At 70.2% G+C, this 22,987-nt stretch carries 25 protein-coding genes; 12 read left to right on the plus strand and 13 right to left on the minus strand.

Annotated elements, in window-relative coordinates:
* The first annotated feature begins 20 nt into the window (after positions 1–20).
* Entirely contained in the window at positions 21–1,133 is a 1,113-nt protein-coding gene (locus J2850_RS21920) for a hypothetical protein (RefSeq protein WP_209986300.1), read from the plus strand.
* 37 nt (positions 1,134–1,170) lie between these two features.
* Here J2850_RS21920 and J2850_RS21925 read toward each other — a convergent pair whose 3' ends face one another.
* The gene (locus tag J2850_RS21925) at positions 1,171–1,464 is read right to left on the minus strand and encodes a hypothetical protein (protein ID WP_209986303.1); all 294 of its coding nucleotides are present in this window, start codon (positions 1,462–1,464) and stop codon (positions 1,171–1,173) included.
* Positions 1,465–1,680: 216 nt separating this feature from the next.
* Between J2850_RS21925 and J2850_RS21930 the strand changes: the two genes are divergently transcribed.
* Positions 1,681–1,839, plus strand: coding sequence for a hypothetical protein (locus tag J2850_RS21930; protein ID WP_209986453.1), 159 nt, complete (start codon positions 1,681–1,683; stop codon positions 1,837–1,839).
* A gap of 6 nt (positions 1,840–1,845) precedes the next feature.
* Here the strand turns inward: J2850_RS21930 and J2850_RS21935 are convergent, their stop codons facing one another.
* On the minus strand, positions 1,846–2,787 hold the full coding sequence (locus J2850_RS21935) for a LysR family transcriptional regulator (protein ID WP_246513349.1): 942 nt from the start codon (positions 2,785–2,787) through the stop codon (positions 1,846–1,848).
* Positions 2,788–2,932: 145 nt separating this feature from the next.
* On the opposite strand from J2850_RS21935, the gene J2850_RS21940 reads away from it, so the two are divergent.
* A complete protein-coding gene (locus tag J2850_RS21940) occupies positions 2,933–3,454 on the plus strand; it encodes a type 2 periplasmic-binding domain-containing protein (RefSeq protein ID WP_209986306.1) in 522 nt (173 codons plus the stop codon).
* A 185-nt stretch (positions 3,455–3,639) separates the two neighbouring features.
* Positions 3,640–4,140: a GNAT family N-acetyltransferase gene (locus tag J2850_RS21945; RefSeq protein ID WP_209986310.1), complete on the plus strand. Its 501-nt coding sequence runs from the start codon at positions 3,640–3,642 to the stop codon at positions 4,138–4,140.
* Positions 4,141–4,144: 4 nt separating this feature from the next.
* On the opposite strand, the gene J2850_RS21950 is transcribed toward J2850_RS21945, so the two are convergent.
* Positions 4,145–5,698, minus strand: coding sequence for a helicase HerA domain-containing protein (locus J2850_RS21950; RefSeq protein WP_209986314.1), 1,554 nt, complete (start codon positions 5,696–5,698; stop codon positions 4,145–4,147).
* Between the two features lie 277 nt (positions 5,699–5,975).
* Between J2850_RS21950 and J2850_RS21955 the strand changes: the two genes are divergently transcribed.
* Positions 5,976–7,778, plus strand: coding sequence for a GGDEF domain-containing protein (locus J2850_RS21955; protein ID WP_209986317.1), 1,803 nt, complete (start codon positions 5,976–5,978; stop codon positions 7,776–7,778).
* Positions 7,779–7,805: 27 nt separating this feature from the next.
* Here J2850_RS21955 and J2850_RS21960 read toward each other — a convergent pair whose 3' ends face one another.
* The 5 genes from J2850_RS21960 to J2850_RS21980 all read right to left on the minus strand — a co-directional run bounded on the left by J2850_RS21960 (position 7,806) and on the right by J2850_RS21980 (position 12,468).
* On the minus strand, positions 7,806–8,582 hold the full coding sequence (locus J2850_RS21960) for an ABC transporter ATP-binding protein (protein ID WP_209986439.1): 777 nt from the start codon (positions 8,580–8,582) through the stop codon (positions 7,806–7,808).
* A gap of 5 nt (positions 8,583–8,587) precedes the next feature.
* Positions 8,588–9,457 carry an ABC transporter ATP-binding protein gene (locus tag J2850_RS21965; RefSeq protein ID WP_209986320.1) on the minus strand — a complete coding sequence of 290 codons (870 nt, stop codon included), beginning with the start codon at positions 9,455–9,457 and terminating at the stop codon, positions 8,588–8,590.
* Positions 9,458–9,460: 3 nt separating this feature from the next.
* Complete coding sequence (gene nikC / locus J2850_RS21970) at positions 9,461–10,381, minus strand: nickel transporter permease (RefSeq protein ID WP_209986323.1); 921 nt, start codon at positions 10,379–10,381, stop codon at positions 9,461–9,463.
* A complete protein-coding gene (locus J2850_RS21975) occupies positions 10,378–11,388 on the minus strand; it encodes an ABC transporter permease (RefSeq protein WP_209986326.1) in 1,011 nt (336 codons plus the stop codon). The genes nikC and J2850_RS21975 overlap by 4 nt, the downstream gene beginning before the upstream one ends.
* Before the next feature lie 123 nt (positions 11,389–11,511).
* The gene (locus J2850_RS21980; protein ID WP_209986329.1) at positions 11,512–12,468 is read right to left on the minus strand and encodes an acetyl-CoA carboxylase carboxyltransferase subunit alpha; all 957 of its coding nucleotides are present in this window, start codon (positions 12,466–12,468) and stop codon (positions 11,512–11,514) included.
* A 179-nt stretch (positions 12,469–12,647) separates the two neighbouring features.
* Between J2850_RS21980 and J2850_RS21985 the strand changes: the two genes are divergently transcribed.
* On the plus strand, positions 12,648–13,400 hold the full coding sequence (locus tag J2850_RS21985) for a class I SAM-dependent methyltransferase (RefSeq protein WP_209986332.1): 753 nt from the start codon (positions 12,648–12,650) through the stop codon (positions 13,398–13,400).
* 98 nt (positions 13,401–13,498) lie between these two features.
* Here the strand turns inward: J2850_RS21985 and aceB are convergent, their stop codons facing one another.
* Together aceB and pspF are read right to left on the minus strand one after the other, a co-directional pair.
* The gene (aceB, locus tag J2850_RS21990; RefSeq protein WP_209986334.1) at positions 13,499–15,103 is read right to left on the minus strand and encodes a malate synthase A; all 1,605 of its coding nucleotides are present in this window, start codon (positions 15,101–15,103) and stop codon (positions 13,499–13,501) included.
* Positions 15,104–15,270: 167 nt separating this feature from the next.
* Positions 15,271–16,302: a phage shock protein operon transcriptional activator gene (pspF, locus tag J2850_RS21995; RefSeq protein ID WP_209986442.1), complete on the minus strand. Its 1,032-nt coding sequence runs from the start codon at positions 16,300–16,302 to the stop codon at positions 15,271–15,273.
* Between the two features lie 179 nt (positions 16,303–16,481).
* Between pspF and J2850_RS22000 the strand changes: the two genes are divergently transcribed.
* From J2850_RS22000 to J2850_RS22020, 5 genes are all read left to right on the plus strand, one after another.
* Entirely contained in the window at positions 16,482–16,646 is a 165-nt protein-coding gene (locus J2850_RS22000; RefSeq protein ID WP_209986337.1) for a hypothetical protein, read from the plus strand.
* Between the two features lie 17 nt (positions 16,647–16,663).
* Positions 16,664–17,335 carry a phage shock protein PspA gene (pspA, locus tag J2850_RS22005; RefSeq protein WP_209986339.1) on the plus strand — a complete coding sequence of 224 codons (672 nt, stop codon included), beginning with the start codon at positions 16,664–16,666 and terminating at the stop codon, positions 17,333–17,335.
* Positions 17,336–17,435: 100 nt separating this feature from the next.
* Positions 17,436–17,663, plus strand: coding sequence for an envelope stress response membrane protein PspB (gene pspB / locus J2850_RS22010; protein ID WP_209986341.1), 228 nt, complete (start codon positions 17,436–17,438; stop codon positions 17,661–17,663).
* A 137-nt stretch (positions 17,664–17,800) separates the two neighbouring features.
* A complete protein-coding gene (gene pspC, locus J2850_RS22015) occupies positions 17,801–18,202 on the plus strand; it encodes an envelope stress response membrane protein PspC (RefSeq protein ID WP_209986345.1) in 402 nt (133 codons plus the stop codon).
* 76 nt (positions 18,203–18,278) lie between these two features.
* On the plus strand, positions 18,279–19,403 hold the full coding sequence (locus tag J2850_RS22020; RefSeq protein ID WP_209986348.1) for an alpha/beta hydrolase family protein: 1,125 nt from the start codon (positions 18,279–18,281) through the stop codon (positions 19,401–19,403).
* A 164-nt stretch (positions 19,404–19,567) separates the two neighbouring features.
* Here J2850_RS22020 and J2850_RS32115 read toward each other — a convergent pair whose 3' ends face one another.
* Positions 19,568–19,696, minus strand: coding sequence for a hypothetical protein (locus J2850_RS32115; RefSeq protein ID WP_281415006.1), 129 nt, complete (start codon positions 19,694–19,696; stop codon positions 19,568–19,570).
* A gap of 239 nt (positions 19,697–19,935) precedes the next feature.
* Between J2850_RS32115 and J2850_RS22025 the strand changes: the two genes are divergently transcribed.
* Positions 19,936–20,508 (plus strand): MAPEG family protein, encoded by a 573-nt coding sequence (locus tag J2850_RS22025; protein WP_209986351.1) that lies wholly within the window; start codon positions 19,936–19,938, stop codon positions 20,506–20,508.
* Here the strand turns inward: J2850_RS22025 and J2850_RS22030 are convergent.
* Together J2850_RS22030 and J2850_RS22035 are read right to left on the minus strand one after the other, a co-directional pair.
* A complete protein-coding gene (locus J2850_RS22030) occupies positions 20,444–21,439 on the minus strand; it encodes a glycosyltransferase family 2 protein (RefSeq protein WP_307354507.1) in 996 nt (331 codons plus the stop codon). The genes J2850_RS22025 and J2850_RS22030 overlap by 65 nt on opposite strands.
* Positions 21,436–22,914, minus strand: coding sequence for an O-antigen polymerase (locus J2850_RS22035; RefSeq protein ID WP_246513361.1), 1,479 nt, complete (start codon positions 22,912–22,914; stop codon positions 21,436–21,438). The genes J2850_RS22030 and J2850_RS22035 overlap by 4 nt, the downstream gene beginning before the upstream one ends.
* Between the last annotated feature and the right edge of the window lie 73 nt (positions 22,915–22,987).

The raw sequence follows: 22,987 nt of genomic DNA on the forward strand, positions 1-22,987 counted from the left end.
GCACCAACAGGAGTGGTCAGATGTTCCCCGACCATGGTCACCGCCGCATCGCCGTGGCGTCCGCCGGCGATATCGCCGCGGCGCGGCGGATCGCGGCGGAGCGCGCAGACGGTCTGCTCGGGGCGGACGAGGCCGCAAGGTTGGACGGTCTGGTCGCGGCGCTGGGCGCGCGATTGTGCGGCAGGCCCGGCGGTACGCTGCTGATCGGGCGCATGTCTCATGGCACCGGCATCGACTGCTTGGCTTACGACCGCGATCCCGCAACGCCGGACAGGCCCGTTCCGGACCTCGATGAGGTGGCGGCATGGGCGGACCGCGTGCATACCCACGTCACCCCGGGCATCGGCATGGCGCTGCTCGCCCGCGTGATGCGGTCCGGTTCGACGGAGCAGCCGCCGGCCGGCGCGGTGGCACAGGCCGGCGGGGTGATGGTCGCACGGGACGAACGGGGCGGTGAGGAGACCTTCATCGATCACTGGTTCGTGCGCTGCGATCCGCAAACCGGTCCGGAGCCGCCTTGCGGACTTGCCGTGGTGATCGACGGCGATACCGCGACCACGCAGGAGGCCGGCCAGCATGGCAGGACAGCCGGCGGGGAGCGGAAGGCCGCCTGCCGGGTGACGCCGGCGGTGGTCCGGCAGATCGAACGGGTGGCCGCAGCCACGGTTCCAGGCTTGCCCGCCCCCATGGTCGTCAATGCCATCCGCCGTGACCTCGCCGGCCGGGCCGGGTTCGGGCTGGCACCGGACCGGGAGCTCGTCGGGCGCGGCCGCAGCGCGGTGGCGGTGCTGCGCTTCGATGCCGGGTCGGTGGATTACACGGCGCTCGGCACCGTTGCCGGGGCCGTGGTGCGCCGACAGGAGATCATCTCTCTCAGCGCCCGCTGGAACATGGTGGGCTTCAATCCGCTGGCGCCCGCCTCGGTCCACCTGCTGTGGGGGCCGGGCGACCATGTCGTCCTCCATACGGGATGCTGCGCCCGCCTGCCGGCGCTGTTCCTCCGGCGCGACCTGCATGGGGTCGAGCCGACGCTGGCGGCGCTGGTCCTGCTGCGCGACGGCGTGGTCTGCGACGACGACCATGCCGTTCTGGTGCTGCGCAACCTGTCGCCGGCACCGGCGGCGGACGCCTGACCGCACCCCTCCGGCTGCGGCCCGTCCTTCCGAGCCGTCAGCGCCAGCCGCCCGGCCGTCCCCAGCCACCCGGCCGTCCCCAGCCGTGCGGGCCGCCATAATGACGGGGATACCCGCCCCAGCCGCCGGGACCGCCCCAACCGGGCCGGTGCCAATAGCCGGGCTGGACCACCACCGGCGGTGGGACGGCGTAGACCGGTGGCGGCGAAGGAACCACCACGGTTTCCCCATAGGCGGGATAATAGGGATCATAGGCGACGCAGCCCGAGGCCAGGGCGCCGACCGCTGCCAGCAGCAGCGCGGAAAGACACGTGGAACCCGACTTGCTCATGGCCTGATGATCCCTGGAGGATGGCAGCGGACTGCCGAAGCGGTCATCTGGATGAACAACCCAGCCCACCCGGCTATTCCATAGCCCTTTGGCGCCCATGGCCAGGGCCATCCCCGGGATTCCGGATGGATGAAACAACCACGATGAATTCCAAAATCCGGCCAGGCATCGTCCTCCTGCGGCACCACCTCACCACCGCTTGAAGGCGCTCCGGCCATGAAAGCCATCGGATACCGCAAGAGCCTGTCCGTCACCGGCCCCGAGTCGCTGCTCGACGTCGAACCCGGCCGCATCGACGCCGCGACCCTGCGCAAGGCCCGCGGAGTGATCGAAGCGGGCACGGCGCGCGGCCGGATCGCGCTGGAAGGCTTCTGATCCGCCTCAGGCGGCGTCCCGGCTCGCCAGCGCCAATTGCGGACGGGCCGGGCGCAGCGCCGCCAGGCTGTCCAGGATGAAGCCGACCAGCGGTTCGGCGAGACGCCGGTTGCGCGGGGTCTCGCCGAAGATCGCCATCTCGACTTCGCCCAGCTCGGGCAGCCCGTCCTCCGGCCCCAGCCGCCGCACGCCGTCGGGGATTGACGATTCGCTGAGCACCGCCACCCCCAGCCCGGCGCGCACCGCCGCCTGCACCCCCATGACGCTGCCGCTGGTGTAGACCACCCGCCAAGCCCGTCCGGCAGCGCCCAGCGCCGCCAGCCCGCGGTTGCGGAAGACGCACGGGGCCGGCAGGGCGCAGAAGGGCAACGGGCCGTCCTGCGGAATTTCCAGCCCGGGGGCGGCGACCCAGCGCATCGGCTCGGTCCAGATGCCACGGCCGCGACTGTCGCCGACGTCGCGGCGCGAGATGACGAGGTCGAGGTCCCCGGTGTCCAGCGCCGTCACCAGGTCGCTGCACATGCCGACACGGACGTCGATGTGCAGGCGCGGATGCAGCTTGGCGAAGCGGCCGAGCACATGGGGAAGATGGTCGGAGAGGAAATATTCGGCGACGCCGAGCCGCAGTTCGCCCTCCGCGGCCGGCTCCGCGAAGCGGCGCACCGTCTCGTCGTTCAGGTCGAGCAGGCGCCGGGCATAGCCCAGCAGCAGTTCGCCGTCATGGGTCAGCGCCAGCGAGCGGCTGGTCCGCTCGAACACGCGGCGTCCCAGCACCTCCTCCAGCTTCTTGATCTTGACGCTGACCGCCGACTGGGTACGGCCCAGCCGGTCGGCCGCCGCGGTGAAGCCGCCGGCTTCCGCCACGGTGACGAAGGCCCGCAGCGCGTCGATCTCCAGGTCGGGTAGGGACATGGCAACCCATTCAAGACGATGATCGGTGTGCTTCATCCTATCTTGCTCCGTCATGGATGGCGAGCGTGGGCGCGGTATGAGCGTCGGCCGGGCAATTGAATGGGAGCGGTGGCGTTCTCATTGTCAGCCTTCCGGGACCTGTAGCCCGGACACTGGATGATTTTCTGGAGAGAGACGCCCGATGATCCGTTTCCACGCGCCGGCCCGCAGTCTGGCCATCGCGATTTCCGCCGCGGCTCTCCTTGCCGGCTGCCAGATGCCGGGCTTCGAAGCGCCGCCGAGCCAGACCGCTTCGCTCCCGCCGCCGGCCGTGCCCAAGCCGCCGCCCGCAGCCCGCGGCATCTGGATCGTCGGCAGCCCGGCCCTGCGCGGCCCGATCGAGCAGGCCGCCGCCAAGTTCGACGGCGGTCCCGACGCCAGGCCGCATCTGGAGGCCGGCGGCACCGCACCGGGCTTCCGCGCCTTCTGCGCCGGGGTGGGGCTGGAGCATCCCGACATGGTCGCCGCCGACCGCGCGATCACCGCCACCGAGTACAAGCGCTGCCGGGACAAGGGGATCACGCTGACCGAATATGCCCTCGGTCCCAAGCGCTTCGTCTACGTCAAGGACTCCCACATGATGGCGGTCCCCGGCGTGCGCGACTTCGTGGCGAGTTGGGGACAGTCCGGCAAGCCGGTCAGCGCGCCGACGGCCGGGAGCTGAACGGCGGAAAGGGGTGCAGGGAGGCGCATGCCGCGCCGGGGAGCCGCCGGACAGGCGGCCCTTCGCACGACGTGCGGAACAGCGCGCGCTGTGCCAGGGTAATTTCCTGGACTTGTTTCCATGATGGTGGATTCATGGGCGGCCGGCGATGCTGACCGGCGGCGCCAGAGCAGGAGCAATCCTCCATGACCCTCCACATCCGGGCGGCAACCGACGTCGATCTTCCAGACATCGTCGCCATCCTCAACGAGGCCATCCTCAACACCACGGCGGTTTGGAGCCTTGAGCCGACGACGCTCGACGCACGCCGGGCCTGGATGATGGAGAGGCAGGCGAAAGGCATGCCGGTTCTGGTCGCCGACCTTGGCGGCTGCGTCCGCGGCTTTGCCTCCTACGGCGAGTTTCGGCCGTGGGAAGGGTATAAGCACAGTGTCGAGCATTCGATCTATGTCGATGCCGGCATGCGTGGGCGGGGAATCGGCCGCGCGTTGCTGGCCGCCCTCCTGGAGGACGCCGGGCGCAACGGCAAGCACGTGATGGTGGCCGGGATCGATGCCGAAAACACCGCGTCGATCCGCCTGCACGCCGCCTTCGGATTCGAGGAGGCCGGCCGCCTGCGTCAGGTCGGCCGCAAGTTCGGCCGCTGGCTCGACCTGCTTTTCCTGCAGAAGATGCTGGCGGCTTGACCGGTTACCCCGCCGCGAACAGCCCGCCGTCCTCCGGTGCGTCACCCGCGTCGTCCGCGTTCGGGTCGCCCAGCGCGGTTTCCCACCCCAGCGCCGGCAAGCCGATCGCGCGGGTGTTGCCGAGGCCGCTGCGGCTGGTGATGAAGCCGCGCTGTTCCATGTAGGTCAGCAGCCGGCGGCCGCGTCCCCGCGAGCGGCTGCCGCAGGCCCGCGCCACGTCGGCGTCCGATGGGCAGGGGGCGTGGTCGAGCGCCGCGCGGGCCAGCAGCAGGAAGACCGGCTGGATGTCCTCGGCCAGCGTCGCGGCGACCTCGGTGGCGCGCTGCCAGGCGGGGTCGTCGCCGCTTCCCGCGCCGGCGCGGGCAGTGGCCAGGCGGCGGCGGAAGGCGGGCAGGGCCAGCTTGTCGCCGTCCACCCCGCGGCCGCGGCAGCGCACCAGGAAATCCTGGTACAGCACCGCCAGCGAACGGTAGGGCGCCTCCGGGTCCGCCAGCACCTCGTCCAGGACCTGGGCGTACTGCGCCTCGCGCTCGGCCGCCTGCTCCGGCGTCTCCTCCGGTTCGGCCGGCGGCAGCGCCGGCGCGTCCGCCGGCTCCTGGTCCGATGGCGGCGCGACGGCAGGCCGGCCACGGGCGAGCTGCGCCATCAGGTCGGCGCTGGCCGAGGTGGAGGGGCGGCGCACCGGATAGCGCGGCGGCTCCGGCCCGGTGGTGGTGAAGATCAGGTCGCGGGCGTCCTCCACCGGGGTGGCGGGCGGCGGCATCAGCGTCGGGCTGCCGGTGCGGCCCTGGGTTTCGACGGCGCCGATGCGCAAGGGCAGGGGCCGGCGTGAAAGGGCGGGGCCGAGCGCGATGAAATGCCCGCGCTCCAGGTCGCGGAACATCTCCGCCTGGCGGCGCTCCATGCCCAGCAGGTCGGCGGCGCGCGCCATGTCGATGTCGAGGAAGGTGCGGCCCATCAGGAAGTTGGAGGCTTCGGCGGCAACGTTCTTCGCCAGCTTGGCCAGGCGCTGGGTGGCGATCACCCCGGCCAGCCCGCGCTTGCGCCCGCGGCACATCAGGTTGGTCATCGCCCCCAGCGAGACCTTGCGCGCCTCGTCCGACACCTCGCCGGCGGCCGACGGCGCGAAGAGCTGCGCCTCGTCGACCACCACCAGCATCGGGTACCAGAAGTCGCGGTCGGCGTCGAACAGCCCGCCGAGGAAGGCGGCGGCGTGGCGCATCTGCATCTCGGCGTCCAGCCCCTCCAGGTTCAGGACGACCGAGACGCGGTGCTGGCGCACGCGGGCGGCGACCGACTGGAGGGCCGCCTCGCTGTGCTCGTCGGCCTCGACCACCACATGGCCGTAGCGTTCGGCCAGGGTTACGAAATCGCCCTCCGGGTCGATCACCGCCTGCTGCACCCATTGGGCGCTCTGCTCGATCAGCCGGCGCAACAGGTGCGACTTGCCGGAACCGGAATTGCCCTGCACCAGGAGGCGGGTCGCCAGCAGCTCCTCCAGGTCCAGCGTCGCGGAGCCGCCCGCGTTCGTCGCCCCCATGTCGATGCCGACCTTCATCCCGCTCGCCTCCCGCTCCGCCCCGAAAATCGGGGCCTTCCTATAGCGCAGGCGGGCAGGGCGATACGAGGATTCGATTCGCGACACGGCCAAGCGACAGGGTCACGCGGCGACGGCACCGCCCGCGCTCGAACCGCCGGGGAGGTCGGCGGGCTTTCCGCGAAGCTGTGGCGGGGCGGTCATGAAACCGCAAACAAGCTCTGTTACAAGCAAGGACTGATCCCTTGCGGGATCTGTGACTGATCCCCTGCGGGACCGGTGCGTGGCGGGCTGACCGATGACTGTGCTGACGACGACCATGGCCGGGCGGCCGGAACGTGATGCCACGGCCTTCGACTGGGCGTCGGTGGTGGCCGCCCTGTCTTACGCCTTCCAGCCCATTGTGCAGTTGCGGACCGGCCGCTGCCATGGGTACGAGGCGCTGCTGCGCGGGTTCGAGCGCACCGGCTTCGCCAATGCCGGCGCCCTGCTCGACGCGGCCGAGTCGGCCGGCGAGCTGGCGACGGTGGAGAACGCTCTGCATGCCAAGGCGGTGGCCGCCTACCGTGCCCTGTCCGGCTGGACCGAGGCCAAGCTGTTCCTGAACATGGACGCCCGGCTGGTCGGCCGGCCGGACTCGCCCTGGCTCTCCCGAGGCCCGGCGGGTCCGAGCAAGACCGGCATCGTGCTGGAGCTGTCGGAAAGCCGTCCGGTCGGCGACGGGGTGGCGCTGGATGCGGCCGTCGACCGCTACCGCCAGAGCGGGGCCGGGATCGCCATCGACGATTTCGGCGTCGGCTATTCCGGCCTGCGGACGCTGTACGAGGCCCGCCCGGACTATGTGAAGATCGACCGCTTCTTCATCGCCGGCATCGACGGCGACGCCCGCAAGCGGGCCCTGGTGGCGGCTTTCGCCGGGCATGCCCATGCGCTGGGCATCCAGATCGTCGCCGAGGGGATCGAGACCGCGACCGAGTTCTACACCTGCCGCGACCTCGGCTGCGACCTGGCCCAGGGCTTCCTGATCGCCCGGCCACGCCTGGACCTGATGGCGCTGCCCGGCCGCTATCCGGTCATCGAGGAGCTGAACCGCCGCGACCGCCGCCAGCCGACCGAGGCGCACCGCCGTCTGTCGGAGGTGATCGAACGGCTGCCGCCGCTGCGGGTCGACTCGCGCAAGACCGACCTGCTCGACTATTTCCGCCGCGACGGCAGCGCTCCCGTCGCCCCCATCGTCGACGAGCATGACCGGCCGCTCGGGCTGATCCGCGAGCGCGACCTCAAGCGCTACGTCTATTCGCGCTTCGGCGGGGAACTGCTGCGCAACCGTGGCCTGGGCGACCGCCTGGACGACCTGGTCATCCGCTCGCCGGTCTGCGACATCTCCACCCCGCTCGACCGGGTGATCGAAGCCTTCTCCGCCGACAGCGCCGCCGACGGCATCGTGATCGTGGAGGGCGGCTGCTATGCCGGCCTGCTGTCGGGCGGCGGCCTGCTGCGGCTGGTCCATGAGCGCAACCTCGCCATGGCGGCCGACCAGAACCCGCTGACCCGGCTGCCGGGCAACGCCGCCATCCTCCGCCATATCGAGGGGGCGCTGGCCGAGCCGTCGCGTGGCCATGTGCTGGCCTATCTGGACTTCGACAACTTCAAGCCCTTCAACGACAATTTCGGCTTCCGCCAGGGCGACCGCGCCATCCTGATGTTCAGCGAGCGGCTGAAGGCCTGGACCGGCAGCGCCGGCGCGGCCATCGACGCGGAAGCCTTCGCCGGCCATATCGGTGGCGACGACTTCTTCCTGGGCGTCAGCGGCGGCGAGGAGGGCGATGTGCTGGCGCGGCTTGCCGACCTGCTGGCGCGCTTCCGGTCCGATGCCGAAAGCCTCTATGACGCCGAGACGCGGGTGTCCGGCGGCTTCCTGGCCAAGGACCGCTATGGCGCGATGCGGCGCTTCCCCCTGCTGGCGGCCAGCGGCGTCGCCGTGGTGATCCCGCCCGGCAGCCATGGCTTGACGCCCGACGCCATCAACGCAGCCATCGCCGACCACAAGGCCGCTGCCAAGGGGGCGGAAGACAAGTTGTGCGTGGTGCGGCTGGGGTGAGGGTGGGCACTTGAGACCGGGAGCCTCTCAGGCATAGTCCCGGAAACTCTCCGCCACCGCGCGGTCGTAGCCCTGGCTGGCGCGCAGGAGCTGGCGGGTATAGGGCTCGCGCGCCGTTTCCCGGCGCAGTTCCTCCACCGTCATCTCCTCCACCAACCGGCCGCGGTTCATCACCGCCAGCCGGTCGCACAGGTTGGCGACGACCGCGAGGTTGTGGGTGACCAGCACCAGGGTCAGCCCATGCTCGGCCCGCAGGCGGCGCAGCAGGTTCAGGATTTCCGCCTGGACGGAGACGTCGAGCGCCGAGGTCGGCTCGTCCAGCAGCAGGACCCGCGGCTCCAGCACCAGGGCGCGGGCGATGGCGACGCGCTGGCGCTGGCCGCCGGAGAGCTGGTGCGGGTAACGGAAGCGGAAGGCCGGTCCGAGCCCGACGTCGCGCAGCACGCGGTCGATCCGCGCGTCGGCGTCGCCCATGGCGTGGATGGCGATGGGTTCGGCGAGGATGCGGTCCACGGTGTGGCGCGGGTGCAGCGAGCCATAGGGGTCCTGGAACACCATCTGGCACTGCTTGAAGAAGCCTTTCGGCCGCTTGGTGCCCTGTTCCGCGCCGGCGACCTCGATGCGGCCGGTCCACTCGTCGTTCAGCCCGCTGACCGCCCGCAGCACGGTGGATTTGCCGGATCCCGACTCGCCGACCAGACCGAAGCTCTCGCCGCCGCGCACCGAGAGGGTGACGCCGTCCACGGCCGCCACCGCGTCGGCGCCCCGGCCGAAGGTGACGCGCAGGTCGCGGATGTCGATCATCGCGGTCATCCGTCCACCCCATCCATCGGCCCGCTCGCCGCCCAGGCGGGATCGCGGGACAGGACCGGCAGGTCGCCCCCCGTCCCGTCGAGCCGCGGCAAGCTGGCGAGCAGGCCGCGGGTATAGGGATGCCTTGCCGCGTGCAGCTCCGAGGCGCGGCAGCTCTCCACCACCCGCCCGGCATACATGATCAGGATGCGGTCACAGAAGGAGGCGACGAGGTTGAGGTCGTGGCTGACGAAGATCATGCCCATGCCGCGCCGGCTGCAGAGGTCGTCGAGGATCGCCAGCACCTGCATCTGCACCGTGACGTCGAGCGCCGAGGTCGGCTCGTCCGCGATCAGCAGGTCCGGGTCGGGGATCAGCATCATCGCGATCATGATGCGCTGGCCCATGCCGCCCGACACCTCGTGCGGGTAGCGGTCGTAGACCCGCTCCGGATCGCGGATGCGCACGGCGGCCAGCATCTCCAGCGCCCGGCGCCTCGCTTCCGCCGCACCGGCCCTGCTGTGGACGCGGTAGGCCTCGGCGATCTGGCGGCCGACGGTCATCACCGGGTTGAGCGAGTATTTCGGGTCCTGCATCACCATGGCGATGCGGCGGCCGCGGATGTCGCGCATCCGCCGCTCGGACGCCGCCAGCAGATCCTCGCCATTGAAGGCCAGCCGGTCGGCGGCGACCCGGCCCGGCGGCGGGACGAGGCGCAGGATCGACCGGCCGGTCATCGACTTGCCGGAGCCCGATTCGCCGACGATGCCCAGCTTCTCCCGGCCCAGCGTGAAGGAGACGCCGCGCACCGCCTCGGTCATGCCGGTGCGGGTGGGAAAGCCGACGCGGAGGTTGGCGACCTCGAGCAGGGGAGCGCCGTCCGTCATGGTTCAATCCCCCTTCGGGTCGAGCACGTCGCGCAGCCCGTCGCCCAGCAGGTTGAAGCCCAGGCTGACGATGAAGATGGCGAGGCCGGGCATGGCGGCGACCCACCATTGCTCCAGCACATACTGCCGGCCGCTGGCGATCATCGCCCCCCATTCCGGCAAGGGCGGCTGGGCGCCCAGCCCGAGGAAGCCGAGGCCGGCGGCGGTCAGGATCACCCCGGCCATGTCCAGCGTCGTCCGCACGATCAGCGAGGCGACGCACAGCGGCATGATGTGGCCGAGGATGATGCGCAGGCTGGAGGCGCCCTGCAGGCGGGCGGCGCTGATGAAGTCGGCGCGGCGCACGGTCAGCGTCTCCGCCCGGGCGATGCGGGCGTAGGGCGGCCAGGAGGTCACGGCGATGGCGATCACCGCGTTCTCGATGCCGGGACCGAGTGCGGCGACGAAGGCCAGCGCCAGGATCAGCTTGGGGAAGGCGAGCGCGATGTCGGTGAGGCGCATCAGCACGGTGTCGACCCAGCCGCCGAAATAGCCGGCGACCGTGCCGATCACCAGCCCGGCCAGCGGCGCCGTCGCGGCCACCAGCACCACGATCATCAGGGTGAGCCGCGTGCCGAAGATCAGGCGCGAGAGGATGTCGCGCCCGAAGGCGTCGGTGCCCAGCCAGTGGGCGGCGCCCGGCGCCTCCAGCCGGCTGCCGAGATCCTGGGCGTAGGGGTGGTAGGGCGCCAGCAGCGGGGCGAACGCCGCCACCGCGACCAGCGCCGCGACGATCAGCAGCCCGGCCACGGCCAGCCGGTTGCGGCGGAAGGTGGTCCATCCGGCCCAGGCCCGCCCCAGCCGGGCCTGGGTCCGCGACCGCGGCGTGTCGGTGGTCAGCCAGCCGCGCCAGCCGGGAGAGGGAAGGTCTGTTCGCACGCTCATCGGGCCCGCGGATCCAGCAGTCGGTAGAGCAGGTCGGACAGCAGGTTCAGCGCGATGAAGACCGTGCCGACCACCAGCGTCCCGCCCAGCACGGCGTTCATGTCGGCGCTGAGCAGCGAATTGGTGATGTAGAGGCCGAGGCCGGGCCAGGCGAACACCGTCTCGGTCAGCACCGATCCCTCCAGCAGCCCGGCATAGGACAGGGCGATGACGGTGACCAGCGGCACCGTGATGTTGCCCAGCGCATGGCGCCAGACGACGCGGGTCTCCGACATCCCCTTCACCCGGGCGGTGGTGATGTATTCCTGGCGGAGCTGGTCGAGCATGAAGCCGCGCGTCATCCGCGCGATGTAGGCGACGCTGTAGAGGCCGAGGATGGCGGCCGGCAGAACGAGATGGTGCAGGGCGTTCCAGAAGATGTCGGTTTCGCCGGCGAGCAGCGCGTCGATGCTGGCGACGCCGGTCACCGCGTCGACCATCCCCTCGTAGAAGACGTCGACGCGGCCAGGCCCCGGCACCCAGTCCAGCCGGGCATAGAACAGCAGCAGCGCCATCAGCCCGAGCCAGAAGATCGGCACCGAATGGCCCACCAGCCCGAGCAGGCGGATGGCATGGTCGGGCCAGCGTCCGCGATGGGTGGCGGCGATGACCCCGGCCGGCACGCCGAGAATGGTGCCGATGACGACGGCGACGGTGGCGAGTTCCAGCGTCGCCGGGAAGACGCGGAGCACATCCTCCAGCACCGGGCGGGAAGTGAGCACCGACGTGCCGAGGTCGCCCTGAAGGACGTCGCCGACATAGCGCAGGAACTGCTGCCACAGCGGCAGGTCGAGGCCGAGCTGGCTGCGCATCTGCGCATAGCTTTCGGCGCTGGCGCGGTCGCCCAGCGCCGAGAGCACCGGATCGACCGGCACGACGCGCCCGATCAGGAAGGTGACCAGCAGCAGGCCCAGCAGGGTGGCGGCCACCGTGGCCGCCAGCGTCAGGCCGCGTTTCAGCGTAGGCAAGGCTGCTCCCTCGTGGTCGGACCCGGATCGGCCCCGGACGAGGGAATCACAGTCGGGGCATCATGCAAAGCCCGCCAAGGGCATAGCCCTTGCGGGAAAGGCCGCGGCACGGAAGCGCAGGCGTCAGCCCAGCCCCTTCTGCCCCATCTCCAGGAACTTCTCGCGGCGCTTGGCGCGCAGCGTGGTGCCGTCAAGGCCGTCCATCTCGCCCAGCGATTCCTCGATGCAGTCGCCGAGCTGCCTGATCGTCTCGGCCGGATCGCGATGGGCGCCGCCGATCGGCTCGCTCACCACGCGGTCGATGACGCCCAGCTCCTTCAGGTCCTGGCTGATCAGCCGCAGCGCGATCGCCGCCTCGCCGGCCATGTCCGAGCTGCGCCACAGGATCGAGGCGCAGCCTTCCGGCGAGATCACCGAATAGATCGCGTGTTCCAGCATCAGGACGCGGTCGGCGGTGGCGATGGCGATGGCGCCGCCGGACCCGCCTTCGCCGATCACCGAGGCGACCATCGGCACGTTCAGCCGCAGGCAGCGCTCGATGCTCTTGGCGATGGCCTCGGCCTGGCCGCGCTCCTCCGCCTGGACGCCGGGGAAGGCGCCGGCGGTGTCGACCAGCGAGACGACGGGCAGGCTGAAGCGGTCGGCCAGATCCATCAGGCGCTGGGCCTTGCGGTAGCCTTCCGGCTTCGCCATGCCGAAATTGTGGCGGACGCGCGATTCGGTGTCGTTGCCCTTCTCCTGGCCGATGACCACCACCGAGCGGCCGCGGAACCGCCCCAACCCGCCGATGACCGCACGGTCCTCCGCGAAATGGCGGTCGCCGGCCAGCGGCGTGAAGTCCTCGATCAGGCCGTTCACATAGTCCAGGCAGTGCGGACGATTGGGGTGGCGGGCCACCTGAACCTTCTGCGCGGGCGTGAGCTTGGCGTAGGTCTGCCGCAGGAGCTTGTCGACCTTGGCCTGCAGCTTTGCGACCTCGTCGGCGATGTTGATGTCGCCGGCGTTGGTCAGGTGCCGCAATTCCTCGATCTTGCCTTCAAGCTCGGCGATCGGCTTTTCGAATTCCAGGAAGGTCTGCATGCCGGACACGGGTGGTTGGCGAGGCGCACGGATTTGGGCGCGGGCTTGGTTAGCACGCCCGGCGCGCTCACGCCACAGCGGAAGAATGCGGGATACCCCCGGACGGGGCCGGGGGTTCCGCGACGAACTCGAAGGGTTTATCCTCAACCGTCCCCGGATTCCAGAACCAATCGCGCCCGATGCATCCCTTCAAGGACCATTTCTCCGGCCATGCCGGCGACTATCGCGCCTTCCGGCCTAGCTATCCCGAGGGACTGGCCGACCTGCTGGCCGGGGCATCCCCGGCGACGGAGCTGGCCTGGGACGCCGGTTGCGGCAACGGCCAGCTCTCCACCATGCTGGCCGGCCGGTTCGCCGCCGTCCATGCCACCGACGCCAGCGCCGAGCAGATCGCGCGGGCGGAACCGCACCCCCGAGTCCGCTACGCCGCCGCTTCCGCCGAGGACAGCGGCCTGCCCGACGGTTGCTGCGACCTGGTCGTCGCGGCGCAGGCGGCCCACTGGTTCGACCTCGCCCGCTTCTATGCCGAGGTGCGGCGGGTGGCGAGGCCGGGGGCGGCCGCAGCACTGGTCTGCTACGGGTTGCAGCAACTGGGCGAGCCCGCCCTGGACGCGGCGGTGGAGCGTTTCCACAACGGCACGATCGGTCCCTACTGGCCGGCCGACCGCTGGAAGGTGGTCGACGGCTACCGCGGCCTGGATTTCCCTTTCCCGGCGCTGCCGGTGCCGCCGCTGGCGATGGAGGCGGTGTGGCCGCTGCCGCGCCTTCTCGGCTACATGAGCACCTGGTCGGGGGTGAAGGCGGCGACAGAGGCGCTGGGCCGCAATCCGCTGGAGGCGTTCGCCGCGGAAATCGCGCCGCTGTGGGGGGCGCCCGAACGCGAACGCACCATTCGCTGGCCGCTGACGGTCAGGCTCGGGCGGGTGGGGTAGGAGGGGCGGACGGTGCAGGCCTTTCCCCCACCCTGACCCTCCCCCGCTGGGCGGGGGAGGGAAATGGCGCCTTGGGGTGGGTGGGGCGATTGGCTTGCCTACGCCCCCTCCGCCACCAGCCGCTCATAGGCGGGAAGCGTCAGGAAGTCGGTGAACTCCTCGCGCGCCACGAGGTCGCGGAACAGGGCGGCAGCGTCGGGGTAGCGGCCGGCGGCATAGGCATCGGCGCCGACGCGCTCCTTCCAGGCCGCCAGCTCCTCGGCGATCACCCGGTCGACGAGTTCCATCGTCACCGGGCGGCCGTCGTCGAGCGCGGTGCCGGTGTGAAGCCACTGCCAGACCTGGGTGCGGCTGATCTCCGCGGTGGCGGCGTCCTCCATCAGGTTGAACAGCGGCACGCAGCCGATCCCGCGCAGCCATGCCTCGATGTAGCCGATGCCGACGGCGGTGTTGTTGCGCAACCCCGCCTCGGTCCTGGGGCCGGGCGGCACCGCCAGCAGGTCGGCGGCGGTGACGGCAACCTCGGCGCGCTTGCGGGCGATCTGGTTGGCGGCGGGCATGTAGGCGTCGAACACCTCGCGTGCCACCGGCACCAGCCCGGGGTGGGCGACCCAGGTGCCGTCATGGCCGTTGGACGCCTCGCGCTCCTTGTCGGCGCGCACGCGGGAGAAGACCGCTTCGTTGGCCGCCGGGTCGTCCTTGACCGGGATGAAGGCGGCCATGCCGCCGATGGCCGGCGCGCCGCGGCGGTGGCAGGTCCTGACGGCAAGCTGGCTGTAGGCCGACAGGAAGGGCGTGGCCATCGTCACCTCCGCCCGATCGGGCATGACGGCGGCCGGATCCTTGCGGAACTTCTTGATGAAGCTGAAGATATAGTCCCAGCGCCCGCAGTTCAGGCCGGCGGAGTGCTCGCGCAGCTCATAGAGGATCTCGTCCATCTCGAAGGCGGCGGGGATCGTCTCGATCAGCACCGTCGCCTTGATCGAGCCGTGGGGCAGGTGCAGGTACTCCTCCGCCACCAGGAAGACCTCGCGCCACAGCCGGGCCTCGAAATGGCTTTCCAGCTTCGGCAGGTAGAAATAGGGCCCGCTGCCGCGCGCCAGCAGTTCCTTGGCGTTGTGGAAGGCATGCAGCCCGAAGTCGAACAGGGCGCCGGAGATCGGCTCGCCGTCCAGCAGCACATGGCGCTCGTCCAGGTGCCAGCCGCGGGGGCGGACCTTCAGCACGGCGGTCCGGTCGCTCAGGCGGTATTTGCGGCCGCTGGCCGGGTCCTCATGGGAGATCGTCCGGCGCACGGCGTCGCGGATGTTGATCTGCCCCTCGATCAGGTTGGTCCAGGTCGGGCAGGTCGCGTCCTCGTAGTCGGCCATGAAGACCTTGGCGCCGCTGTTCATCGCGTTGATGACCATCTTGCGGTCCACCGGCCCGGTGATCTCCACCCGGCGGTCCATCAGGTCGACGGGCAGCGGCGCGATGGTCCAGTCCGCCTCGCGGATGGCGCGGGTTTCCGGCAGGAAATCGGGCCTGTGCCCCTGGTCCAGCAGGGCCTGGCGCTTGGCCCGCACGTCCAGCAGCCGCAACCGCTCGCCGCCGAACCGCCCCTCCAGTTCCGCCAGGAAGGCGAGTGCCTCGGGCGTCAGGATCTCCTCGAAGCCCGGCTTGAGCGGACCAAGGACCTGAAGGCCGGATAGCTCGGTGGCCATTGCGCTGCTCCCCTTCCCATATTGGCGCGAACCGCTCTTCGGCGGTTGATCTGCGGCGGTTGATCTGCGGCAGTGAATGGACCGGTATAGCACGGTCCGCCCCGGCTCCGGGGACGGCCGAACGTCGCAGCGGGCCGCAGGGCTGGACATCGTCGCGGCAGTCCGTCCTATCCCTCTTCCCGGGCCGATGAGGGGAGCAGCCTGTGCTTCTTCAGCATGCCGCGGAGCTGATGATAGCCGAGACCGAGGGCTTCGGCGGTCTGGCGCTGGTTGAAGCGGTTCTGCTCCAGCGCCTCGCGCAGCCTTGCCGCTTCGAAGGCGCGCACCGCGTCGATGAGGCTGCCGTCGGGGGCGGGCGGGGCAGAGGACGGGGTCACCGCTTTGAATGGCGGGGACATCGCGGAAGGCATCCCCATGGCTGCCGGGCGCCAGGGCGACGCGAAGGGGTCGAGGATGATGCGGTCGAGCGGATCCTCCGGGTCGGCGGCGGCGACCGAACGCTCGACCGCGTTGCGCAGCTCGCGCACGTTGCCGGGCCAGTCGTGGGTGCGCAGGCGTTCCAGCGCCGCTGCGGTGAAGCCTGGAAACAGCGGTCGGTCCAGTTCCCGCACCATGCCGAGCGCGAAATGTTCGGCCAGCGGCGGGATGTCCTCCGGCCGGGCGCGCAGGGGAGGCAGCGTCACCACGTCGAAGGCGAGCCGGTCCAGCAGGTCGGCACGGAAACGCCCGGCGGCGGCCAGCGCCGGCAGGTCGGCGTTGGTGGCGCCGACCACCCGCACGTCCACCGTGGCCGTTCGCCCGCCGACCCGCTCGATCTCGCCATATTCGACCGCGCGCAGCAGCTTCTCCTGCACGGCGGGCGAGGCGGTGGCGATCTCGTCCAGGAACAGCGTGCCGCCGTCGGCCTGTTCGATCCGGCCGATCTGTCGGCGGGTGGCGCCGGTGAAGGCGCCCGCCTCATGGCCGAACAGCTCCGAATCCAGCAGCGATTCCGGCAGGGCGGCGCAGTTCACCTTGACGAAGGGGCGATCCCAGCGGCGCGACAGGTAGTGCAGCCGGGCGGCGATCAACTCCTTGCCGGTTCCACGCTCGCCGATCACCAGCACCGGCCGTTCCAGGGGCGCCACCCGCGACACATGCGCAAGGGCCGTCAGGAAGGCCGGCGATTCGCCGAGCAGGGAGGGCGGTGCGGCCGACATCGCGCTTTTCACCACTTCATCGTTATAGAGAAGAACTTATGGCGTGAATGCCGATGCCGCAAGAGCGGGCCGGCCCAGCCCCGACTGGCGGGAAAGCCAGCAGAACCAAGGCGTCCAGGCTGCGCCACAGCGATTGGCACGGAGGTTGCGATAGGGAGTGCATGGCAAGGAGATCAACCATGAGCGATTTCAGCGATTTCCGCCGCCGCTACGGCGGTCACCGCTTCGACACCGCGCAGGGCCGCCCGCTGGCGCGCCGCGTGCGTAGCTATCTCGCCACCCGGCCGGCCGAAAGCTGGCTGTTCTTCTTCGCCGGCATCATCGCCGGCGCCATCCTCGGCTGATCGACGGAACACCGACCATGAGCATCTTTTCGCGCCTCACCGACATCGTGCAGTCCAACCTGAACTCCCTGCTCGACCGCGCCGAGGATCCGGAGAAGCTGATCCGCCTCATCATCCAGGAGATGGAGGACACGCTGGTCGAGGTGCGGTCCTCGACCGTCAAGATCATCGCGGAGAAGAAGGAGATCGAGCGCCGGGTCGCCGATCTCCACCGCGAGCGCGACGAGTGGGACCGCAAGGCCGAGGTGGCGCTGACCCGCGACCGCGAGGATCTCGCCAAGGGCGCCCTGCTGGCCAAGTCCAAGGTCGCCGAGCAGGCCGACGCGCTGACCGAGCAACTCGTCCAGGTCGAAGCGGCGCTGGCCAAGGCCAACGATGACATCGCCCGGCTGCAGGCCAAGCTGACCGACGCCAAGACCCGCGAGAAGGCGCTTGTCGTCCGCGGCCAGACGGCGACCAACCGGGTCAAGCTGCGCAGCGCCCTGCATGACGAGCGCATCAACGACGCCCTGTCCCGCTTCGAGCAGGTGGAGCGCAACCTCGACGAGCTGGAAGGCCGGGTGGAGGCCTACGACGTCGGCCGGACCAAGAGCCTGACCGAGGAGATCGCCGAGCTTGAGGCGTCCCACAAGGTCGAGGAGGATCTGGCCGCCTTGAAGGCCCGCATCGCCGCCCGCCGCAACGGCTGACGGCCGCTGACGGCGGCAGGCGGCGGGATCGACCCGGTGCCGGGATGGGGCGGCGACGCCCCATCCGTTTTCCTCACGACAATAAGAGGACCCGACGACCATGGGGTTCCTGGGTTTCGTCCTCGCGGTGCTGTTCATGGTGGTGGTGGCGCCGGTCTGGATCGTCTTCCACTACATCACCAAATGGCGGTCCCAACGCGGGCTGACCGCACAGGACGAACGGCTTCTCGCCGAGCTTTGGGAGATTTCCAACCGGCTTGAGGCCCGCGTCCACACGCTGGAACGGGTGCTCGACGCCGAGGCGCCGCACTGGCGCGACAAGGTCTGAGGCCTTGCGCCGGCCTGCATGGGCGGCCCCCTCCCGGGCCATGTGCCTCTCCCGCGAGAGCGGGGGAGGGCCCGGGGCAGGCGACGCCTTCCGCCGAACATCCGACCTGAGACTCAAACGAAAGGAACGAGGCCGCCATGGACCGCGCGTCCCGCTTCGACTCGCCCAATCCGCACCGGCTCTATCGTGATCCGCAGCGCGGCGTGCTGGGCGGAGTGTGTGCCGGCATCGCCGACTATTTCGGCGTCCAGCCGGGGATGGTCCGGCTGGCGATGCTGTTCGCCCTGTTCTTCTTCTCGCTGCCGCTGGTGATCGGCTATGTGATCGCGTTGCTGGTGCTGCCGGTGCGCCCGGCCGAGCTCTACCGCGATGCCGACGAAGAGGCGTTCTGGCGCACGGTGTCGACCAAGCCGGACCGCACGCTCGCCGGCCTGACCCAGCGTTTCCGCGACATGGAGAGGCGGATCGTCGGGATGGAGGCCTATGTCGCCTCCAAGGAATTCGAGCTGAACCGTGCCATCCGCGACCTGGATCGCTGACGGATCGCCGATGGGCAACTGAACAGGCCACCGGCGGGCTCCCGCCCGGTCCGCCGCCATCCGGAGGCACCAGACGATGGAATCGCCCTTATCGGTTGCGCTGGCCCTGTCCGCCGCGCTGTGCGGCCTCGGGATGGCCGCGGCCCGCGCGGAAAGCCTGGTCGGCTTCCAAAGGCTGTCCTTTCCGGAAGCCGGCGACTGCCGGGCCGTAGAAGGCGGCCTCTGGTATCCGACCACGGACGTGGCGCGGGAAAGCGCACTTGTCGGGGACGACCCGATCCTTGCCGGCGAGGTCGTGCGGCCCGGCGCCGAGCCGCAGCCGGGACGTCACGCGCTGGTGGTTCTTTCTCACGGTTACGGCGGCAACTGGACCAGCCAGCAATGGCTGGCGGTCGATCTCGCACGCCACGGCTACGTCGTGGCCGCTCCCAACCATCCCGGATCGACCAGCCGCGACATTGCGCATCCGGCGGGGGCGCATCCGGCGGGGGCGCATCCGGCGGCGGCGCATCCGCAGGCGGCCAAGCCATGGACGCGCCCCCGCGAGATCGGTTGCGTGATCGACGGGCTGAACGGCGGGTTGAACGGCGACGGGCGCTGGTCCGGCCTGCTCATTTCCGGCGATGCCGCCGTGATCGGCCACTCGCTCGGGGGATGGACCGCGATGGTCCTTGCCGGCGGCCGGTTCGATCCGGAGCGGCTGGCCGGCGCCTGCAAGGCTCATCCGGCGATGGCCGCATGCCGGCCGCAAATCGGCGGGCTCCGCCGCGATCCCGACGCGCTGGCGGCATGGGCACGGCCGATGGCCGACCGTCGCATCAGGGCGGCCGTGACGCTCGATCTCGGTCTGTCGCAGGGCTTCGATCCGGCAAGCTTGGCGGCGGTCGATGTCCCGGTCCTGGTGGTGGCCGCCGGTCCTGGCGATGCAGATATGCCCGCCGACCTCGAATCAGGCCACCTTGCCGATCACCTGCCGGCCGGCAGGTCCGAACGTGCCACCATTGCCGATGCCGGCCATTTCAGTTTTCTTGGTGTGTGCAAGGCCGGCGCCGTTCCCTTGCTGGAGGCGCAGCAGCCTGGTGGCGGCATGATATGCCGTGACGGCGGCGGTCGCGACCGTCCAGCCATCCATCGGCAGACATCCGACATCGTCGTTCACTTCATGAACGAGGTCATGCCACCGTTCCGGCCACCCTTCTGATGGCCTTCGTTCCAATCCCCAACCGCCAGCCAGCCGCTGCCCGCCCTTTTCCGGCGTGCCGGTCATGGCGTGGCCATGGACTCGGGGCCATGAATCCGGGGCCGTGAACCCGGGGATGCGAACCCAGGCCCGCGAACTCTGGCGCAAGCGGGCGCCGGGACCCGTCAGCGGCGCTGGCGCCGCCCGTCACGCGTGCGGATCGGGATCGGTTTCGGCGTGGGCATCGTGGCGATCAGGCCGGCCAAAGCCGCCGCTGCCGCTGCCACACCGCCAAGCAGAACGAGATCCATCATAGACCCTCCACCATCGCTCTCCGCCTCACCCCTTATGGTGAAGCAAGATGGTTAGAACATGGTAGCGAAAAGATAGGCTGACAACAGTTCTCCCAACGGGACACCTCGTCATGGGACACCCGCCGGCGCATCGCAGCCTTGATCCAAATCATGAGCGGGGCCGTTATTGATCGTCGGGACGGGTGCCGCCTTGCCGGCCGCCGCCGTCCCACGCCCAGCCTTCGACGGAGTCCGCCCACATGCCCGACACCCTGCCCCGTCCCGATTCCGCAACGAGCCGGCGTCCGTCCCTCGTCTTCCGCGCCCTGCTGCTCAACGGCGCCGTGGTGGTGCTGACGGCGCTGCTCTTCGCCCTTCTGCTGTCCCTGGTGCTGCCGCCCGCCGGCCTCAACGCCCCGGGGGCGCGCATGGCCTACTGGGCGCGGCAGGTCCTGTGGCCGGCGCTGGTGCTCTTCGCGATGGTGCTGGGCGTCATGGCGATGCGCGGCCGTACCGCCGCCCTCAACCCCATAGACGACCCGGAATCGCGGACCCAGCGCGTCTGCCAGCGGGTCCTGGCGAACAGCGTGGAACAGACCGCCATCTTCGTGCCGGCGCTGGCGGCGCTGGTCGCCACCCTGCCGGTCCCCTCGCTGGGGGTGGCGGCGGTGGCGACCTGGCTGTTCGTGCTGGGGCGGCTGCTGTTCTGGGCCGGCTATCTCATCCATCCCTTCGCCCGCGCCCCCGGCATGGCGATGACCCTGACCGTCAATCTGATCGTGCTGGGCTGGGCCGTTCTGTTGCAAGTGGGCGGGATGCAGCCGGGCGGCTGACCGGTGCAGCCCTGCCGTCCGCGGGTGGGGCGCTGGCGGGTGCCGCGGTCTGCGCCAGATGCAGCCAGCGGCGGTACGCCTCGACGCTGACCGGGGCGCGGTGCTTCAGCCCGATGCGCAGGATCTGCGGCAGAGCCGCCAGCACCTTCAGGTCGGTCGCCCGCGGGCCGTGGCGCAGGTTCTTCCAGCTATTGCCGGCCCAGCTTCGCGCCAGCCGCCACGCCATCAGCGGGGCCGGGCAGCGCGCCACCTCGCGGATCAGGTCGTTGCGGTGGTTGTAGAAGCGCTCCAGCCCCGGCTTTCGCCCCTTCTCGCTCTTGTCGTGGTAGACCATGACGTCGGGCAGGGCCACCACCCGGTAGCCGGCGCCGACCAGCCGCAGGCAGCGGTCCTTCTCCTCCCCCTGCCGGTAGAGCTCGGGCATGTAGAGCCCGACCGCCTCGATGGCGCTCCGGCGCAGCAGGTGGCCGCAGCCGACGTACCAGGGCACGTCGAAGGGAGCGGCGCCTTTCGGAAAATAGACGAGCCCGTCGCGTGTCTCGATGTTGCAGGCGACGGCGGCCACCTCGGGATGCTCCGCGAGGTAGGAGACGCAGCGGGCCAGCCCGTCGGGGTCGACGAACCAACTGTCGTCGTCCACCGACAGGATCAGGTCGCCGGTCGTGTTCACGAAGCCGAAGTTGCGCGCCAGGATCAGTCCGGCGTTGTGCGGCTGCCGGACATAGCGGACTGCCGGGAACTCGGCCCGCATCATGGCGCCGGTGCCGTCGGTGGAGCCGTCGTCGATGACGATGATCTCCATCGGCGGCATGGTCTGCGCCATCAGCCGGGTCAGCGCGATGCGCAGTTCCGGCCCGCGGTTGTAGGTGGCGATCACGGCGCTGACGGTCATCGGGCCGCCGGGCCGCCCGGTGTCGGCTGGCTTGGTCACGGAGCCTCCCTCCCGTCGATGCCGCGGGCGAAATCGGCCTTGGCGAAATGGGTCCGGGCGAAGTCCGTCCGGGCGAATTTCGGGGCGAATTTCGGCGGCGCCACGATCGCTCCCAGCGGATCGTCCTCAAGGATGCCCCAGGCGCGCAGGGCGCGGGTCAGGCCGATCCACAGCAGGATCGGCAGCAGCGAGAAGAAGCCGAACTTCACGATGGTGATGTTGCCGTCGCGGAACCACTGCAGGCACAGCGGCAGGAAGGCGCAATAGAACAGCACGGCGTAGCGGTTGCTGAAACCGCTGGTCCAGAACCAGCGGTGCAGCCGGCCGAGGATCAGCCCGACCACCACCATGGTGACGATCATCCCGATCCAGCCGGCGCTCATCCAGCCGTCGCCCGGCAGCGAGGTTGTCAGGTTGTAGAAGACACCGTAGTCGTTCAGGTCAACCCATTTCACCGGCGCGCCAACCGGCTTGCTCGGCCACAGCAGGCGCGGGATCGGTTCGGTGAAAAGCTGCAGGTACTGGGTGAACCAGGTGTAGGTCGCCGACTGCTTGGGCACCACCCACAGTATGTAGGCGAGGAAGTCGAAGTTCGCCAGATCCTGGCCGGCCAGCGCGTCCAGCGCCCGGCCGCTGCCGCTGCCGCCGTTGAACTTCAGCAGGACGGAGGCCGGGGCGTCGCCGGCCAGCACGTCGCGGAAGGCGTCGCGGTTGTTGCCCAGCACGGTGAACAGCCCCATCACCGGAATGGCGGCGAGCACATGCCACAGCCGGAACCACTTGGTGCGGCTGCGGTACAGCATCAGCAGCACCAGCCCCAGGATGCCCATGATGATGGCCCAGCGCCCCCAGCCGAGATAGGCGCGGTAGGCGACGAAGCCGGCGAAGGGGATGAAGGACAGCGGGTGGAAGCGGCACACCCAGATCAGCCCCAGCGTCAGCGGCAGGCCCATCGAATGGGCTTCCGCGATGTAGCCGGTGGTGTTGGTGTAGATCGGCTGGCCGGTCAGCGGGTCGCGTTCCATCTGCACGTCGCCGGTGCCGTCGAAGCTGGCGCCGGCCTGGCGCTGGACCGCCGAATAGATGGCGAGCGGACCCAGCAGCGCCGCGGTGGTCAGGAAGGCGACGACGTCGACGCGGTCGAAGGTGAAGGCCGGGGCCGGCTCGCCGTTCGGGGTCCAGTCCGGCCTGACCAGCCCGGCCCAGATGCAAGCGGCGGCGAAGGCCACCAGCCCGACGGAACTGACCACCAGCGTCATGACGAACTGCTGTTCGTCCGGCCAGAAGCCCATGAACAGCCAGACGTCGTCGAAGTGCTGCGTGTAGACCAGGATCGGCCGCATCACGAAGACCAGGGTGTGGAAGATCAGATAGAGCGTCAGCGGATGGAACATCGATGCGCTGCCGGTGCTGAGGAACACCGCGGTCACCAGTACCAGGACCAGGACCTGCGCGATCAGCGCCATTTCGATCATCGGCACCCCGTCGCCAGTTGCATGCACGGCGGATCGCGGTCGGCCCGGAACGCGGACAGGCGCGTAGGACCAG

Origin of the sequence: Azospirillum picis, assembly GCF_017876115.1 — a bacterium.
Taxonomy (GTDB): Bacteria; Pseudomonadota; Alphaproteobacteria; order Azospirillales; family Azospirillaceae; genus Azospirillum; species Azospirillum picis.